15 protein-coding genes are annotated in these 16,715 nt (G+C 48.2%); 11 read left to right on the top strand and 4 right to left on the bottom strand.

The window, feature by feature from the left end:
• Window positions 1–151 precede the first annotated feature (151 nt).
• From SFV55_RS24660 to SFV55_RS24635, 6 genes are all read left to right on the top strand, one after another.
• A complete protein-coding gene (locus SFV55_RS24660; protein ID WP_320032239.1) occupies window positions 152–1,180 on the top strand; it encodes a sensor histidine kinase in 1,029 nt (342 codons plus the stop codon).
• Window positions 1,177–1,902: a LytTR family DNA-binding domain-containing protein gene (locus tag SFV55_RS24655; protein WP_320032238.1), complete on the top strand. Its 726-nt coding sequence runs from the start codon at window positions 1,177–1,179 to the stop codon at window positions 1,900–1,902. The genes SFV55_RS24660 and SFV55_RS24655 overlap by 4 nt, the downstream gene beginning before the upstream one ends.
• An 88-nt stretch (window positions 1,903–1,990) precedes the next feature.
• The gene (locus tag SFV55_RS24650) at window positions 1,991–2,749 is read left to right on the top strand and encodes a M15 family metallopeptidase (protein WP_320032237.1); all 759 of its coding nucleotides are present in this window, start codon (window positions 1,991–1,993) and stop codon (window positions 2,747–2,749) included.
• Window positions 2,750–2,766: 17 nt separating this feature from the next.
• Entirely contained in the window at window positions 2,767–3,129 is a 363-nt protein-coding gene (locus SFV55_RS24645) for a rhodanese-like domain-containing protein (protein WP_320032236.1), read from the top strand.
• Window positions 3,130–3,246: 117 nt separating this feature from the next.
• On the top strand, window positions 3,247–5,184 hold the full coding sequence (locus tag SFV55_RS24640) for a tetratricopeptide repeat protein (protein ID WP_320032235.1): 1,938 nt from the start codon (window positions 3,247–3,249) through the stop codon (window positions 5,182–5,184).
• A gap of 55 nt (window positions 5,185–5,239) precedes the next feature.
• The gene (locus SFV55_RS24635) at window positions 5,240–5,776 is read left to right on the top strand and encodes a hypothetical protein (RefSeq protein ID WP_320032234.1); all 537 of its coding nucleotides are present in this window, start codon (window positions 5,240–5,242) and stop codon (window positions 5,774–5,776) included.
• A gap of 20 nt (window positions 5,777–5,796) precedes the next feature.
• Here the strand turns inward: SFV55_RS24635 and SFV55_RS24630 are convergent, their stop codons facing one another.
• From SFV55_RS24630 to SFV55_RS24615, 4 genes are all read right to left on the bottom strand, one after another.
• Complete coding sequence (locus SFV55_RS24630) at window positions 5,797–7,950, bottom strand: cation:proton antiporter (protein ID WP_320032233.1); 2,154 nt, start codon at window positions 7,948–7,950, stop codon at window positions 5,797–5,799.
• 134 nt (window positions 7,951–8,084) lie between these two features.
• The gene (locus SFV55_RS24625) at window positions 8,085–8,957 is read right to left on the bottom strand and encodes a hypothetical protein (RefSeq protein ID WP_320032232.1); all 873 of its coding nucleotides are present in this window, start codon (window positions 8,955–8,957) and stop codon (window positions 8,085–8,087) included.
• Between the two features lies 1 nt (window position 8,958).
• Window positions 8,959–9,672: a DUF2306 domain-containing protein gene (locus SFV55_RS24620; protein WP_320032231.1), complete on the bottom strand. Its 714-nt coding sequence runs from the start codon at window positions 9,670–9,672 to the stop codon at window positions 8,959–8,961.
• A 207-nt stretch (window positions 9,673–9,879) separates the two neighbouring features.
• Window positions 9,880–10,230 carry an antibiotic biosynthesis monooxygenase gene (locus tag SFV55_RS24615; RefSeq protein ID WP_320032230.1) on the bottom strand — a complete coding sequence of 117 codons (351 nt, stop codon included), beginning with the start codon at window positions 10,228–10,230 and terminating at the stop codon, window positions 9,880–9,882.
• Between the two features lie 112 nt (window positions 10,231–10,342).
• Here SFV55_RS24615 and SFV55_RS24610 point away from each other — a divergent pair, with 112 nt between their 5' ends.
• The 5 genes from SFV55_RS24610 to SFV55_RS24590 all read left to right on the top strand — a co-directional run bounded on the left by SFV55_RS24610 (window position 10,343) and on the right by SFV55_RS24590 (window position 16,694).
• Window positions 10,343–11,800 (top strand): PLP-dependent aminotransferase family protein, encoded by a 1,458-nt coding sequence (locus tag SFV55_RS24610; RefSeq protein WP_320032229.1) that lies wholly within the window; start codon window positions 10,343–10,345, stop codon window positions 11,798–11,800.
• Window positions 11,801–11,852: 52 nt separating this feature from the next.
• The gene (gene truA / locus SFV55_RS24605; RefSeq protein ID WP_320032228.1) at window positions 11,853–12,623 is read left to right on the top strand and encodes a tRNA pseudouridine(38-40) synthase TruA; all 771 of its coding nucleotides are present in this window, start codon (window positions 11,853–11,855) and stop codon (window positions 12,621–12,623) included.
• A 154-nt stretch (window positions 12,624–12,777) separates the two neighbouring features.
• Entirely contained in the window at window positions 12,778–14,886 is a 2,109-nt protein-coding gene (locus SFV55_RS24600) for a PQQ-binding-like beta-propeller repeat protein (protein ID WP_320032227.1), read from the top strand.
• 77 nt (window positions 14,887–14,963) lie between these two features.
• Window positions 14,964–15,392, top strand: coding sequence for a nuclear transport factor 2 family protein (locus tag SFV55_RS24595; RefSeq protein WP_320032226.1), 429 nt, complete (start codon window positions 14,964–14,966; stop codon window positions 15,390–15,392).
• A gap of 348 nt (window positions 15,393–15,740) precedes the next feature.
• Window positions 15,741–16,694 (top strand): fasciclin domain-containing protein, encoded by a 954-nt coding sequence (locus SFV55_RS24590; protein ID WP_320032225.1) that lies wholly within the window; start codon window positions 15,741–15,743, stop codon window positions 16,692–16,694.
• Window positions 16,695–16,715: the final 21 nt, after the last annotated feature.

The following is a 16,715-nucleotide window of genomic DNA, read 5'->3' as shown; positions in this document are numbered from 1 at the left end:
GATCGGGGGCTGAAATGCCGTATTTTGGTTTTTTTAGGTAAAAAAAACGGATTTCATACAAGAATCACATTTTTGTCGTTTTTGACCTCAAAAAGCCTAGGTTTATTGCAGATAATGCGGCATCTAGCCTCAAATCCTTACCTTTGAGTTCATGATAAAGAGAATCGCCAAGCATATCCTTTTTTGGGCCATCATCTGGTTGTGGACAACCATTTTGTGGATGAATATGGATTGCGAGTTCTCGAATATCGCCTGGGCCAGCCTTTTTCGCTTGCCTTTGCTGATGGCTGCCACCTATTTCAACAACTACTTTTTGATCCCCCGTTACCTGGTTAAGCAACGCAATTACCTAGCTTATGGAGGTCTGTTTAGTTTGTTGGTTGGCATTCATTGGTTGTTGGATCGCTCCTGGATGTTGTTGTGGGTTTTTTCGGAATTTATGGAGGACCTGGGGTACAATTTTTATTTTTTTTACTACCTGCCCAACTTGCAAAACCTCTTCGTATTCCTCTCCGTAATGCTTTTTGCAGCAGTGATCCGCTTCTCCCGCATTTGGTACGAAACGGAAATGACTACGCGCAAACTGGCCGCAGAAAAACAGGCTACGGAGCTGGCTTTCCTAAAAGCTCAGGTCAACCCGCATTTTTTGTTCAATACCCTCAATAGCTTGTACGCGCTGGCTGTAGAAAAAAACCAGGAAGAATTGGGGCAAAGCATCGCTTCGCTGGCAGGTTTAATGCGTTACCTGACCTACGAAACCAATGCTGAAAAAGTGCCCTTACGCCGTGAAGTTGAGCAAATTGGGGGCTTCATCGAAATTCAACACCTGCGCCTGAGTGATGACGACGACGTGATCATCAGCCTCAATACCCAGGGGGATATGGACGGCAAAATGATTGCCCCAGCCATTTTGATCCCCTTTGTGGAAAATGCACTCAAACACGGCATCGATGTGACCAAGCAGTCGATGGTCAAAATTGACGTGACAGTGGAAGGACGGATGTTGTATTTCAACACCAAGAACACCAAACAGGTGTCTACTTCCCTGAATCAGGAGGGTATAGGCCTGGAAAATGTCCGCAAACGCCTAGCGCTCCTGTATCCTGATCGCCATACCCTGCGAATTGTAGACGAAGCGGATTATTTCTCCATCCACCTTAGCCTTAGCCTGGACGAATGAAAGAAGTACTGATCATCGACGATGAACCTAAGGCCATTGAACTCTTGAGCAATTACGTCAACCGTTTGCCCTGGCTGAAATGTGTAGGTACTTACCGCAATCCCTTGGAGGCATTGGCTTTTTTACAAAACCATCCCGTCGATTTACTCCTGCTGGACATTCATATGCCCCAGATCTCCGGGGTGGAATTTTACCGCGCCTTGCCCGACAAACCCAAGGTCATCTTCACTACCGCCTACTCCGAATACGCCGTGGCCAGTTACGAACTGGAAGCACTGGATTACCTGGTCAAACCCATTACTTTTGAACGTTTTTTGCAGGCTTGTAGCCGTTGCAAAGAGGCGCCGGTCAGTGCCCAGCCCCGTATTGAAAACGGCCCTGCTGCGCAGGAAATTTTCATCAAAAGCGGCCCCAAGCTCTACCGCTTGAACTGGGAGGAGGTGTTGTTTTTGGAAAAAAGTGAAAACTACGTGGTTTTTCACACCCAGGACCGAAAAATCCTTAGCCGACAAAACATGCAGGATGTGCAGGAAATCCTACCCGATTTTTTCTGCAAAATCCATAAATCTTACATCATTTCGCTGCGGCATTTGAATGTGGTTGAGCGCCACCAGGTGAGCATCGGCAAACACGAAATTCCGATTGGGCAGAGTTATCGGCCTGCGTTTTTTAAGTTGTTGTCGGAAAGATGGGGGCAGGATAAGGTGTTTGATGCCGTATAGGAGCAAGCACGTAGGCTTACCCCTACATTTGTGTTGCACATCACAATAATATCTTTCACTTTCCGCTATTTTTGTAAAAAATCCACCCATGCCGATTCTTTTTCTGCTTATCTCCCTTATCTGGGCGCTACCTACCCAACCCGAACTCCCCACTGGCATCCAGCGCCTGCAAAAAGCCTACCCTGATTTCATCGTCAAAGCCGACGCCAACAGCATCACCCTGAAAGACGGCACTGTATTCAGCTATGATGACGGCAAAAAAAACAAAAGCTTCCAGGAATTGCTGGATAACCCGGATTTGGAAGACCAGTTTCGTTACAACTACCCCTCCCAATTCCCTGGTAAAGATGGCCTGCCCGTCAACAACGACCCAGGCCGCATTCGCTTTATGCCCTTTTACATGAAAATGTACGGCAATACCCAGGAGGAAGTACGCGCCAATTTGCGTGAAATTGTATGGCTACCCAAAACCATCGGCAGCAAAATCCTGGTGACCAAAGTAAACGGTGTGGATAAAAAACTGGAATCCATTTCTGCCGAATTAGACAAACTCCCCGGCCTAAAACAATACCTGGAAAACCCCGGAGGTACCTTCCTCTGGCGAGTGATCAAAGGCACCAATCGCTTGAGCATGCACAGTTTTGGCATGACCATCGACATCAACGTGAAATACTCCCACTACTGGCAATGGGATTGCAAATGCACCAACGAAGACGCCAAATTGGGTTACAAAAACAGTATCCCCAAGCAGGTTGTTGATGTATTTGAAAAACACGGTTTCATCTGGGGTGGCAAGTGGTACCATTACGATTCAATGCATTTTGAATACCGTCCGGAATTTTTATAAAATCAAAAACAACAACCATGAAAACAATATTTTCCTTGTTTCTCCTCATCGCTTTGACTTCTTGCGTTCAAGCTCAATCGCCAGGCATCATCACCCAAGATGTAGCTACCTTCAAAAAAACCATCCAATCCAAAAAAGTACAATTGGTGGATGTGCGCACTCCTGCCGAATTCAGTGCAGGAAGTATTGAAGGAGCGCAGAACATTGACGTGAAAAATGCCGAGTTCAAAACCATGGCGGCTAAATTGGACAAAAAACGCCCAGTGGCAGTGTATTGCCTGTCTGGCATCCGCAGTGCCCGGGCTGCCAATCAGCTGAAAGAAATGGGCTTCAAGAAAATTTACAATTTGGACGGAGGGTACACGGCGTGGGCGAAGTAAGTGAAAAGTGAAAAGTGAAAAATTAAGCAGTAAAAGCCAAATGCCGTATTTGCTTTTCACTTTTCGCTTTTCACTTTTCACTTACTTTGTAATTTCACGGCGCAAAACTGCGCCACTATGTCCAAGCCCAAAAAAAAGCCTGCCCCCAATCGCTCAAACCCACCTAAGGCCAAACCGACGATGGGAAGTACAGGTGCCATCAACCGCGACGCTGCATCAGCTACTGAAAAAGGCAGTAAGCCGCTGAGCTGGTTATGGATTGCTTTACTGGCCGCTTGGGTATTTATTGCCTATTCCCGGGCTTTGGACAATCAGTTTGTCGATTGGGATGACCCTACCTATGTCACCGAAAACCCTTACCTCAATCCTGCTACTTCAGAGAGTTTGAATACACTGATGCGTTCGGTAGTGTCCTTGAACTACCACCCCTTGACGATGGCTACCTTGTGGTGGAATGCGGCCAATTCTGGTATTGAAAGCGCCCGATCGTACATTGCTTTCAATATCATTTTTCATGTATTCAATACGGCTTTGGTCTTTCTCTTTGCACTCGCATTGAGCAAGCGGAATGTATTGATTGCACTGGTAACAGCTCTGGGTTTTGGCCTGCATCCCATGCATGTGGAATCGGTAGCCTGGGTGTCGGAACGCAAGGATGTGTTGTACGTGTTTTTCTTTTTGTTGGCGGCATTGGCGTATTTGAAACATTTGGACAAAGGGAAAATTGGCCTGTGGTGGGGCCTGGCGCTGACTGCTTTTGTACTGTCTTGTTTGTCCAAGGCTATGGCTGTTTCTTTGGTGCCGATTCTCTTTTTGCTTGACTATTGGCAGGGGCGTAATGTGTTGAGTTTGGTCAGCATTTTGGAGAAAATCCCTTTCCTTGCCTTGGCGATATTGTTTGGCCTTATTGCGCTGGATGTGCAAGATGGAGGTAGCTTTTATGGGGCATTTGGTATGGTGGAAAAAAATGACGCGCTGGCTGATTTTGAAGTGTTCAGTTTTTTTCAACGCCTCAAGTTTGCCGGTTATGGTTTTATGATGTACATCGTCAAGTTGTTTTTGCCCTTCAATTTATCAGCCTTTTACCCGTATCCGAATTTGGAGTTGGTCAAACAAGGCAATGAGGGTGGAGTGTACTTGTCTGGTTTGATCTTTACTCTGGCTGTAGGTGCCTGGAGCCTCTGGACTGCCCGCAAAAATAAAATTTATCTCTTCGGTTTTGGCTTTTATTTGTTCAGTATTGCCCTGGTTTTGCAGGTCATTTCAGTCGGGGCTGTGATTATGGCCGATCGGTATACCTATTTGCCTTATGTCGGATTGTTTTTTATGCTGGGGTACGGCCTGGATGCTTTAATCCACAAAATTCCATCCAGCAAGTACATGGTATGGGGCGTCATTGTCGGGCTAAATGTCTTTTTTATGCTTCGCACCCGAGAGCAGGTCGACATTTGGCAAAACCACGATGCCCTTTGGACAAACGTCATCAAGTTGTACCCTAACGCAGGTGAGCCTCGCAAAATTCGTGGCCACTACTACGGCAAAACTGGCCGCATTGATCTGGCCATTGCCGATTTTGAGGCCGCATTGCGCAACAATTTCCAAAACGTGTCAATCTATGAAGGCCTGGGCAATGCCTATGGCACCCAGGGGCAGATTGACAAAGCGGTAAGTATGTTCAATGAGGCGCTGAAATTGGACTCTAACAATGTCAGTGTACGTTACAACCGCTCGATTGCACTTTTGAATAAAAACCCACAAGCGGCGATTGCCGACCTGGATTTTGTCATCAAAAATTCGCTATTGGAAAAAGCGGCCAATTTCGGGGCTAGAGGATATGCCTATTTGGTTACTGGCAATTATCCCGCCGCACAAGACGATTACAGCAAGGCGATTTCACTCGATGCTCAGGATCCCTATCATTTTTTCAACCGCGGTCAGGCCAAACAAATGCAAGGAGATAGTGCTGGTGCAATTTCAGATTACCAGGCTGCATTGAAGTTGAAGCCTGGTATGCCCGAGGTGTTGGAAAAATTGAAGGGTTTAGGTGTGCAATAAATAGGCAGCAAATCCGCTCAATCCTCGATCTTTGTATTGTTAATCATCAAAATACATGCGCGCACTCACTTTTTTTCTCAGTATGCTTAGTTTGCTCCTGTTCAATTGCAATGGCAATCATGAAACAGTGGAAGTTTTTTCCAAAGAAGACGTCTCCGTCGAACGGATTAAAGACGTAGACATGTTGTACAGCGATTCCGCCCTGATTCGGGTGCGCATTCGTGGGCCAGTGATGCTGCGCCATCTGGTCAGCGACGACCCCCGGCAGGAATTTATCAAAGGCATCAAAGTAGATTTTTTCAACACTTATGGTGCCCTGGCAGGTACCCTCACCGCCAAATACGCTGTGCGTTACGAATACAAAGGTGTGACCCTGGTGCGAGACAGTGTGGTGTGGCAAAGTGTGGATGGTAAAAAACTGGAATCCCCCGAACTCACCTGGAACGAACGGGATCAGCAAGTTTCCACCAATCGTTTTGTGGTGGTGACCACCCGCAAGGATACCATTCGCAGTCATGGCTTTACGGCCAATCAAGATTTTTCCAATATCCGCTTTAGTGCCGTGGATGGCAGTTTGGAGGTAAAACAATGATTTGCTCAGAAAATTGGAACTCAATCCTTTGGCGCATCCCCAGGGTGAAGAATCAAAATGGAGGGCGCGTAGGCCATTAGTTCGTAGCGCTGCAATTTGATGACTTCCCAAAAACTGCGACTCAAAATCAACAGATCGTATTCCCGAAAGGTGCTCATCTCCAGGTTGGATTGTACGACCCAATTGCCTTTTGCTACATAGGGTGCCGCTATTTCCGTAGGTTCTTCGTAACTCAGTACCTTGAATTGTGGCATATTTTCCCGTTCAAAACATTGGTGCAGTAGCTTCAACAAATGTGCATCCTGCTCATCGTAATACACCATTAACACTTTTTTGATTTGGCCAAAACCCTTGTCAATCAATACCCCAATTGAACAATCGATGCTTTCAAAAAAAGTTTGCACCATACCTCCCGTTTCATCACTCGAAAACAAGGGCCGGGAACTACCAATCAACATCAGGTTGTAAGCCCCACGATTGGCGTGTTGGATGATTTCCTGCGGAACGTTGTTGCTGGCTTTGTAATGCGTTTTTATGGGAAGGTGATATTTGTCGGCCAAACCTAAAATGGGCTCAAATCCCTCTTTTTCAAAAATTTCTGCCTCTGCAATAGAAATATCGGCATTGGGGGTAAAATGTAGGGCATGTGTTTCGCCCAAAATGTGTAATTGTTGTGCCAATTGCAAAAGGCGAGCGCCCGCTCTGGGTTGTCCAAAAGAAATCAAGAGCCGAAAAGGCGAGCTTTGGCTTTGCTCTGCCAACGCTGGAATGATGCCCGGCTTATTTCCAAATTTACCCTGAAACCAGTGCAAACCATTCAATGCTGGGCCAGTCATAAAAGTAGTCGCCAGGGCCATCAGTACCATCATGGCAAACACTTCAGGCGATAAAATGCCCAGGTCAAAACCAATATTGAGCACAATCAACTCCATTAAGCCCCGCGTATTCATCAAGGCACCCAAGGCCAGGGAGTCGTGCCAGTTTTGCCCACTGATTCGAGCTGGTATGGCACTGCCGATGAATTTGCCCAATACCGCAAAAAGGATGATCAGGCCGCAGGTTTGCCACAATTCGGGGGTGTTAAGCAATCCAATTTGGGTGCGCAATCCGGTAAACACAAAGAAAAGTGGCAATAAAAGCACCACCGTTAAATCTTCAATTTTATTGATGATCACGTGGCGGAATTCCTCGTTTTGGGGGATGATCACTCCCGCTAAAAAAGCACCAAAAAGCGCATGGATGCCAATGATTTCGGTCATGAGGGCCGAAAGCAACAAAACCGCAAAAATGACCGCAATTACCGTGCGGTTCATCGTCTCATAACTAAAAAAACGGTTGGCGACCCTGGCCAATAAGGGGCGAACCACATACAACATAAACAGCACATACAACACCGAAAGCCCAATCGTCAACAATGCACTGTGCGCGGGGCCGGTGCGAACCAGGGCAATTATCGCAGCCAGGATACACCAGGCCAACACATCATTGATCGCTGCTGCGGCCAAAGCCAAGCTGCCCAGAGGGGTTTTGTTCAAACCTCGTTCCTGGGTAATTCGGGCCAACACCGGGAATGCGGTAATGCTCATCGCAATCCCGATAAACAAGGCAAAAGCCAAAAAACTCACTCCTGCGGGGGCATAGGTCTGGTACAAAATCCAGGCCAGCAAAATTCCCCCCACGTAGGGCACGATGATGCTGGATTGACTGATAAAAACGACATCAAGCGCGGACTTGCGCAGTATCCGCAAGTCCAGTTCCATTCCTACTGTAAACATGAACAAAACCAGGCCCAATTGGCTGATTAATTGGAGATTGCCCAAGGAGTTGGGGGCAAATAAAAAACCAAAAAAATCGGGAGCAAGCCAACCCAGCAAGGAAGGGCCTAAGAGGATTCCTGCCACAATTTCGCCCACTACACTGGGCTGCCCCATTTTGCCGATCAGCCAGCCCAAGAGGCGGGCAGCGCTTAGAATGGTCAGAATTTGGAGTAAAAAAATGCTCAGGGGATGGCTTATTCCTTCGCGGATGGAGTCCAAAAAATGCATTGCGGTATGCGATGCCGGAGCCACTGAATTGTTTGGTTGCTCCAACATCTGCCCTTGTTCCAGTGTCCACCAGCCAAGCAGCACCAAAAAAGCGATGACGATTCCGTAGAGCACCCAATTTTTTTTCATTTACCTAGTACTTTGGCCTGCAAACTACAAATTTGGAATTGAGTGTCTTCCTTAGATTTGTTTTTTTTACTAAATGAGCCGTCAGCAACCAGCAAAGGGATTTTACCCATGGCTGATTGCTGACGGCTGACAGCTTACATCGTCACCTTCTTCGACTCGGCCCACCATTCTTCATTTTCCCAAAAGTTATCCCAGCCCAGTTTGCGGTATTTTTCGTTGATTTCAACGTCGCGTTCACCGATGGAGAAATCTTTGAGGATGTCATTGGCAAAGCGGAAAAGGTCTTTGGACCAGATTACGGGTTTGGATTTCCCGGTTTTGTAGCTCGTCCAGGTACCGTCATAACGAATACCACTGCCCTGGTTGGGGGTTTCGGAGAAAAACCAGATTTCGGTTGGTGCCTTGTCGTAGGAAGCAAAATCCATTTGCATCTTGCCGGTAAAACGGCCAGAGTACTTTTTCAGGCTGTCTTCGGCCAGGGTGAACTTCCCATTGGCGGAATAGATGCGTTGTACACCCATGTCTCCTACCTCCTCGGTATCGAGGTTGGGGTCGGAAATTTGTGCCAGGCTATCAATGCGCAGGGTGCCTTTGAATTCGGAAACCACTTTCTTGTGCCGATTCTTTCCAACGATGTGGTAGAGGAAAGGGTCTTTTTCATCCTTGGTGACATCGGAGAAATAAAACTCAATCTTGTAACGGTCTTCACCGTAGAAGCCCAATTCCGCCCAGTCGTGGCTCACGATAATATCCGATAAGTTCAGTGTATCCAATAAGGAATGCATACCTGCCGAATTGAGCCATTTCAATTGAATGGGCTTGATTTCGCTCTCGGCAATGTTTTCATCCCGCAGGGTGTCCGCCCCTTCAGCGTGGGTTACCAGTGGAGTAGGTTCGGTTTCTTTTACGGTTTGTTGGGCAGCCTTTTGGGTGCACTGCATCAAACCAAACAAGCAGAGCACAAAGGCTACTGCGAAGAAGGTCAATTGAGAAAGGTGTTTTTTCATTTTACATTGATTTATGGTATAACGATGACGGAGGGAACATTCTTTTGATCATATAAGAGCCCCAGCCCAAAAAAATCAATATTTCGGCGAAAAACAGATTGCCTACCCAGGAAAGCCAGGTCACGGTCAGGTAGGTCTCGATGGGTTTGGTACCTAGGTAATAAAACATAAAATAACTTTCGGTGCGCAGGCTCATGGCAGCCAGGGTCACAGCGAGGCTGCGCAACATGGCATTGGCGTGTTTTTCCCATTGCCGCAGACGGGCGTAACGCCAGGCTTGCAGGGTCAGAAACCACCAAACTATACATTGCAGCGTAAATCCTACTTTGGCAGCCAAACCACCATTGGCATAAATGGCCAGTCCCAAGCCCGAAGGGCAAGCCAGTACCAGAATAACCGCAGCGTAAATCCGCCCCGTCCAACGGTGGAATTTAGGCCAATTGCGGTACAGCGCTGGAATGAGTTGCAAGGCACCCGTAGTCATCACCACCCAACTGCTGGCAATGTGGATGTAAAAAGAAACCTGGAAGAGGGGTTTGGCCAAAACATGGTCGGTTTTGGTGCCCAAAAAATCCTGGAGCGGGTTAAAACTGAAGTAGGGCACAATTTTGGTGCCCATCAGGCAGGCAAAAGCAAGGATGACTGCTGCGGCCAGTAGCAGCAGCAATTCCATAAACGTGTCAAAAGTGGTGGCCCGCTGGGCTGTATTGGCCATAAATGCTTGAAATTCTTAGGCAAGAATAGGAAATTTGAGGGAGAAAGTGAGCTGTTGGGCACAAAAAATAAGATTAATGAGTTGAGTTCCGAATACCTGAGTAGCTCACTTCAAAACTCGCTACTCAGGTATTCGGAACTCAACTCAAAAAAGAAAATCATCAATTGTTTGAAAATCAAATCGCCTAAAGTCTAATAATATCCCCTCTCACCGCTTCTCAAACCCATAATCCCGCTCCACCTTCGCAATCCGCAAGCGGTACGACTGATACCATACCTCCCGTCCCAAATCCCGGGCCTCCACGTGTTCCATCTGGTATTTCCAGTTTTTGATGCTTTCCAGGTCTTTCCAGTACGACACGGTGATGCCAATTTCATTACGGGTGCTTTCTACCCCCAGGTATCCGGGCATGGTGGTTGCAAGCTGCGCCATTTTTTCTGCCATTTCGCCATAGCCATTGTCGCCTTCGGTGCGCGTGGTACTGAAAATGACCGCGTAATACGGTGGTTTGGGCGTATCGGCTAGTGCAGGCTGCTGTTTTTCGGTATTGGAAGCCATGATTTATTCATTTTGAACAAAAATAGGGTAAAAAGGACTACTGTAAGTTGCCAGTTTATAAAAAATCAATAGTCCAGATTTGTATTTTTGGGGGGAACAGATTATTACCAACATGTTGCCCTTTGCTACCCTCATCCACATCGACAAAGGAGTTAAAGCTCCGGTGTTTATCCAAATCTCCAACAGCCTGGCGGAGCAGATCCGCAAAGGCACCATCCCGATCGGGGCGCAATTGCCAGGCACTCGCGCCCTGGCGGAAGTATTGGGGGTACACCGGCAAACGGTTGTAGCCGCTTATGATGAGCTGTTGGCCCAGGGCTGGATCGAAACCCAGGCGGCCAAGGGGACATTTGTCAGCCAAAAACTGCCCGAAATCAAAGTCCAGCGGCTCAACCCAAACTCCGGCCCGGCCACCAGCCCCAAGGAAAAAGCGGGGTTCTCTTTTCAGGTTGACCCAAACCTAAGTAAGCCCATTTTGCGCGGCAGCAATAGCCTTGCCTTTGACGATGGGTTTCCCGATGTGCGTCTCGCCCCCTGGGATGCCCTTAACCGCGCCTACCGCACTGCACTCCAGCAAGGTTACCGCAAAAATCTATTCTTTTATGGCGATACCCTGGGCGAGTTGTCGCTACGCACCCAAATGACCAAATACCTGCGCGAAACCCGTGGCCTGCCCATCGAATTGGACAATGTGCTGATCACCCGCGGCAGTACCATGGCCATTTACCTCACTGCACAGCTGCTCGTTCAGGCGCAGGATGTGGTGGTGGTGGGGCAAATTTCATACGGTTCGGCCAACCTGATTTTTAAACGCCAAGGTGCTAAATTGATGCAAGTCCCGGTAGATGAAAAGGGCATTGATGTAACCGCCATCGAACGATTGTGCCAGGAACAGCCCGTTCGCCTCGTTTATGTCACCCCGCACCACCACTACCCAACTACCGTGACCATGCCCGCCGAGCGCCGCCTGCGCCTCCTGCAATTGGCACAACAATACCATTTTTGTATTCTGGAAGATGATTACGACTACGATTTTCATTACAACAGCAATCCGATTCTTCCCCTCGCAGGTGCCGACACGGGTGGGCACGTGGTATATGTAGGTTCTTTGTGCAAGGCTTTTTCGCCCGCTCTGCGCATTGGTTACGTGGCTGCGCCGAGTGAGGTAATTGAAAATCTGGCCCGCTTGCGCCGCATTTTGGATCGGCAAGGAGACAATTTATTGGAAGCAGCTACGGCCACCCTTTTTCGGGACGGAGAGATGAAACGCCACCTGAAAAAAGCGCAAAAGACCTATCAACAGCGGCGCGACTTGTTTTGTGAAATGCTAATCCAGGAATTGGGCTCCATTGTTGAGTTTGAAAAACCTAGGGGCGGTATGGCGGTCTGGGCGCGATTTGATCCCGAATTTCCCTTGCGCAAAATCCGCGAAAAGCTGTTGCAAAAAGGCTTATACATTCCCGATGCCTCCAATTATACCCCCGATTTGAATGTAACCCGCCTGGGTTTTGCTTCAGCAAATGAAGAGGAAATGGAACGGGGCATGCAGATTTTTAAAAGCTGTTTATAAAAAAAAGGGCGAAATGCTGTAAAACCTCTAAATCCCGCCCCATTTTTGCAGGATGGGAAAGTTTAAACTGACGATAGAATACGATGGTGGCCGCTTTAAAGGTTGGCAAGTCCAGGAAGATGCCCGTTCCATTCAGGGCTTATTGATCAAGGCTGCAAAAACAGTATTTGAAACCGAAAAGGTAGAAGTATATGGCTCTGGGCGCACCGACGCAGGGGTACATGCCCTGGGCCAAGTAGCGCACCTGGACGTGAATTCCAAAATGCCCGTGCGTTTGATCCGGCAAAAAATGAATGACCTGTTGCCCCACGATGTCAACATCATCAGCGTGGATGCGGTGTCGCCAAAATTTCATGCCCGCCATGATGCCATTGCGCGCAGCTACATCTATCAAATTTCACGCCGCCGCAATGCCTTCGGCAAACACTTCATGTGGTGGGTCAAAGACCCCTTGGATGTGGAACGGATGAATCAGGCTGCTGCACACCTGGTGGGTTTCCACGACTTCAAGTCTTTCTCGAATGAAAAAGGGACCGAAAAAAGCTCCAAAGTGGAGTTGCAACAGCTTAAAGTGGTGGAAAAAGGCGACATGGTCATTGTACACATCGTTGCTTCTCATTTTTTGTGGAAAATGGTGCGCCGAGTTGTAGGCTGCCTCGTGGAAGTGGGCACTGGCCGAATGGACCCTGCAAAATTTAAAGAATGGCTCGAAGCGCCCAGCCAGGAGCCCGCAAAATACACTGCACCCCCTGCAGGCCTGTTTTTGGAACGGGTTTATTTTCCCGGGGAACAGGTGAGTAAGGAGTTTAAGACACTGCTGTAAAGGTTGAGAAGTTGAGGAGTTGAGAAGTTGGGGCTATCGCAGCGACTTAGACGATGTCTTGGTCAAAATTACTGCGGTAGCCTCAACTCCTCAACTTTCTCAACTAAAAACTCTATTTTAGCCAGCTCTCTTCATCAACTCGCAAGCAAGTGCTATGAAACGTTTGGCTATTTTTTCCCTACTTGGATTGCTCTTGGTAAGTATTCTGGCCTGGAACAATGCGGATACTGATCCCGCTGGTTCCGATTGGCCCGAATACCTTGGCGGCCCCGACCGCAACCATTACTCCGAACTCGTCGACATTACCCCGAGCAACGTCGACCAACTCAAAATTGCCTGGCGCTACTCCCTGCCCGACTCCGGGCAAATGCAAGTCAATCCACTCGTAATCGATGGGATATTGTATGGCGTAAGCGCAAGTGTACAAGCCTTTGCATTGAACGCTGCGACAGGGAAACAGCTCTGGCGTTTTGGCGATCCTTTAAAAGATTGGTCCAGTACCAGTCGAGGTGTAGCTTATTGGACGGACGGAAAAGAGCAGCGCATTTTGTACACCGCCGGACCCAACCTCTGGGCATTGGATGCCAAGACGGGTAAACCCATCCCCAGTTTTGGCGATCAAGGCAAGGTCGATCTACACACTGGATTACCCGCAGTTTCGCAGAAAAAATTCATCATTTCCAACACCCCGGGCACCATTTTTGAAGACCTCATCGTGATGCCCGTTCGGCTTTCTGAGGGCTCCGACGCCGCCCCTGGAGACATTCGCGCTTTCAATGTACGTACGGGCAAATTGGCCTGGACCTTTCACACCATTCCTTACCCAGGTGAATATGGCTACAAAACGTTCCCCAAAGACGCCTACCTCAATACCTACACTGGTGCCGCCAACAATTGGGCTGGGATGTCCGTCGACCGCAAACGGGGCATTTTGTATGTGCCGACTGGCTCGGCGGGTTATGACTTTTATGGCGGTAACCGCAAGGGCCAAAACCTGTTTGCCAATTGCCTGCTGGCCCTGGATGCTCGTACGGGTAAACGCCTTTGGCATTACCAATTGACCCATCATGACGTTTGGGACCGTGACATGCCTGCGCCACCCAATTTGATGACTCTGCAAAAAGATGGCAAATCCATCGACGTGGTAGCACAAGTGACCAAGCAGGGTTTTGTGTTTGTGTTTGACCGGGTTACGGGCAAACCCATTTATCCAATCAAAGAGGTACCCGTGCCTACTGTAGGTTTGAAAGGTGAAAAGCTTTGGAAAACCCAACCCATGCCTACACTACCGCTTCCCTACGCACGGCAGTCCAATGCACTGACCGAAAATGACATCAGCCCCTACGCCGAAAACCGCGAGGAGTTGATGCAAAATTTCCGCAAATACAAAACGGGCTTTTACGATCCTCCCAGTACCGAAGGCACCGTGATTTTTCCCGGCTACGACGGTGGAGCAGAGTGGGGTGGAGCAGCTGCCGACCCTGAGGGTACCCTCTACGTCAACAGCAACGAAATGGCCTGGATTTTAACCATGAAACCACCTGCTACCGATTTGCTGGCCAATGCAAGTCCCGGCGAAAAAGTGTACCTCAATACTTGTGCTTCTTGCCACGGAATAGACCGCAAAGGCAATGCTAAAAGTGGTTTTCCTGCTTTGGTGGATATTGGGAAAAAACGGGACAAGGAATTTGTCACCCAAATTGTCACTGCGGGCAAGGGGATGATGCCAGGCTTTCCGGCACTTTCTTCCGCTGAAAAACAGGCTTTGGTGGCCTATCTGTTTGGGGACGAGAAAAAAGAAGTAGGGGCTGTAGCCGGAGCTCCAAAACCGGTCCAATTGCCATTTTACAGTACAGGTTACAACAAATTCCTCGACAGCAAAGGACTTCCGGCCATTGGCCCACCTTGGGGTCAACTCAGTGCCATCAATTTGAATACGGGTGAATACCTCTGGCAGGTGCCCTTCGGGGAAGAACCCACTCTGGTCGCAAAAGGAATCCGCAACACTGGAGTAGAAAACTACGGTGGCCCCGTGGTGACGGCGAGTGGCCTGCTTTTTATTGCAGCGACCAAAGACGGCATGTTCCGGGCATTTGATAAAAGAACGGGCAAGGTACTCTGGGAAACCAAATTGCCTGCTGCCGCTTTTGCTACCCCGGCCACTTACGCCATTGATGGTAAACAGTATATTGTGCTGGCTTGCGGGGGGACCAAATTGGGCACTCCCAAGGGCAATCAGTACGTTGCCTATGCATTGCCTTAAAGTACGTATACTAAACTTCAAAAGTTTAGTATACGTACCCCATTATTTGCCTTATTAACTATAAACAATACATGAAGATGAAAAAATCAATCCTTCTGCTCTTTTTGCTGTCCATTGCTTTTGGCACCTTTGCGCAGTCCAAAGCAGAGCAACAAGTGGCCGACGCAGTTTTGGTTTGGCGCAAAGCCATGCTTGATGCCGACAAAGCTACCCTTGAAGCCATCCTTGCTCCAGAGCTGAGCTATGGCCATTCCAGCGGTAAAATTGAGGACAAAGCGATGCTGGTCAAATCGATTTCTACTGGTGAATCCGACTTCGTCACGATGGAACTGACGGAACAGAGCATCAAAATGGCGGGCAAAACGGCCATTGTACGCCACAAACTAGCCGGTGACATCAACGACGGCGGCAGGCCCGGCTCAGTGAAACTTTTGGTATTGCAAATCTGGCAAAAACAAGGACCAGACTGGAAATTGCTGGCTCGTCAGGCAGCAAGACAGCCCTAGCACTTCGCACAACCAAACCAGTATGGTTTACTGACATAGCTGTTCCAAAGGCATCAGTAAGCAGAGATAAACAGGGGGTAAGGCATCAGGATTGGTGTTTTAGCCCCTGTTTAATTTGGTAACCACCCAGAGGAAATTTCACGACAAAACCAACGATTAGATTGGCCGTTGTTCTGGCCATTATGTAGAACACCAGTTTTGTTCATGTAAAAAGAGAAAATAACAACCTTATGTAAAGAATTAGACAAGCCTTTACTCCAGAGCTATTTTTATAAACATAGCAATAAAAACTACGTTCTTATTCCTGATTTCATACTTCCTAACTTATCAACCAAAATGAACCAAATTATGAAAACCAAATTTTTGATGTTCCCCATGCGTAGTTTAATGATGACCCTACTCAGTATTTTTGCCTTGGCCCTGACCACTGCTTGTGAAGACAAAGATGACGATGCAGCAGATGCCAAAACCATCACCCAAATTGTGGTAGATGGAACTGATTTCACCTTGCTGGAAGCGGCTGTAATACGCGCCGGATTGGCCGATGCATTGAGCACCGGCAGTTTGACTGTTTTTGCCCCAACCGATGCTGCTTTCCGTGCGGCTGGTTTCGCAGATGTAAACGCCATCAACAATACACCAGTGGCTACCCTGCAGGCGGTATTGCAGTACCATGTGATTGGCAGCAAGATCAATGCAGCAGCCATTCAGGTAGGAGACAACCAAGCGACCAAAATGTTGAGCAATGTGGATGCTTTTATTACCAAAAATGCTGCTGGTGTATCCATCAACGGCGCCACAGTGACCCAGGCAGATGTTAGCGCCTCCAATGGAGTGATTCACGTGATCAACGCAGTTATTCTCCCCCCATCGGTAAACATTGTAGGTTTGGCTTCGGCCAATGCAAACTTGAGTTACCTGGTGGCTGCAGTAACTCGTGCAGGTAGTGGGGTGGTCAATGCCCTTACTGCAGCTGGCCCACTGACTGTATTTGCACCCACCAATGCCGCATTTCAAGCTGCTGGTTTTCCGACCATTGCTTCCATCGAGGCTGCGGATCCAGCTACTCTTGCAAACATTCTTACCTACCATGTGGTTGCGGCTAGAGCTTTTTCTACCAATCTGACCAACGGTGCAGAATTGACTACCGCACAAGGTGGCAAAGCCAAAGTAACCATTGCGGCAGGTGCAGTGAGCGTTTTGGGGAAAGGCAATGGTGCAAACGCCTCGAATGTAAGCATCGCTAATTTATTGGCAACAAATGGCGTAGTGCACGTGATTGATCGGGTATTGTTGCCCTAATTTTTTCGATTTAGTTTAGTT

The organism is Haliscomenobacter sp. (genome assembly GCF_033763495.1).
Taxonomy (GTDB): domain Bacteria; phylum Bacteroidota; class Bacteroidia; order Chitinophagales; family Saprospiraceae; genus Haliscomenobacter.
This window is presented reverse-complemented; position numbering and strand designations above follow the sequence as displayed.

Excerpts from the sequence above, each read along its gene's own strand:
- SFV55_RS24630 (WP_320032233.1), bottom strand. The coding sequence starts at position 7,950 with ATGAAAAAAAATTGGGTGCTCTACGGAATCGTCATCGCTTTTTTGGTG.
- SFV55_RS24610 (WP_320032229.1), top strand. The coding sequence starts at position 10,343 with ATGTTGCCCTTTGCTACCCTCATCCACATCGACAAAGGAGTTAAAGCT.
- SFV55_RS24635 (WP_320032234.1), top strand. The coding sequence starts at position 5,240 with ATGCGCGCACTCACTTTTTTTCTCAGTATGCTTAGTTTGCTCCTGTTC.
- SFV55_RS24655 (WP_320032238.1), top strand. The coding sequence starts at position 1,177 with ATGAAAGAAGTACTGATCATCGACGATGAACCTAAGGCCATTGAACTC.
- SFV55_RS24650 (WP_320032237.1), top strand. The coding sequence starts at position 1,991 with ATGCCGATTCTTTTTCTGCTTATCTCCCTTATCTGGGCGCTACCTACC.
- SFV55_RS24640 (WP_320032235.1), top strand. The coding sequence starts at position 3,247 with ATGTCCAAGCCCAAAAAAAAGCCTGCCCCCAATCGCTCAAACCCACCT.
- SFV55_RS24590 (WP_320032225.1), top strand. The coding sequence starts at position 15,741 with ATGAAAACCAAATTTTTGATGTTCCCCATGCGTAGTTTAATGATGACC.
- SFV55_RS24645 (WP_320032236.1), top strand. The coding sequence starts at position 2,767 with ATGAAAACAATATTTTCCTTGTTTCTCCTCATCGCTTTGACTTCTTGC.
- SFV55_RS24615 (WP_320032230.1), bottom strand. The coding sequence starts at position 10,230 with ATGGCTTCCAATACCGAAAAACAGCAGCCTGCACTAGCCGATACGCCC.
- SFV55_RS24600 (WP_320032227.1), top strand. The coding sequence starts at position 12,778 with ATGAAACGTTTGGCTATTTTTTCCCTACTTGGATTGCTCTTGGTAAGT.
- SFV55_RS24660 (WP_320032239.1), top strand. The coding sequence starts at position 152 with ATGATAAAGAGAATCGCCAAGCATATCCTTTTTTGGGCCATCATCTGG.
- SFV55_RS24595 (WP_320032226.1), top strand. The coding sequence starts at position 14,964 with ATGAAAAAATCAATCCTTCTGCTCTTTTTGCTGTCCATTGCTTTTGGC.
- SFV55_RS24625 (WP_320032232.1), bottom strand. The coding sequence starts at position 8,957 with ATGAAAAAACACCTTTCTCAATTGACCTTCTTCGCAGTAGCCTTTGTG.
- truA (WP_320032228.1), top strand. The coding sequence starts at position 11,853 with ATGGGAAAGTTTAAACTGACGATAGAATACGATGGTGGCCGCTTTAAA.
- SFV55_RS24620 (WP_320032231.1), bottom strand. The coding sequence starts at position 9,672 with ATGGCCAATACAGCCCAGCGGGCCACCACTTTTGACACGTTTATGGAA.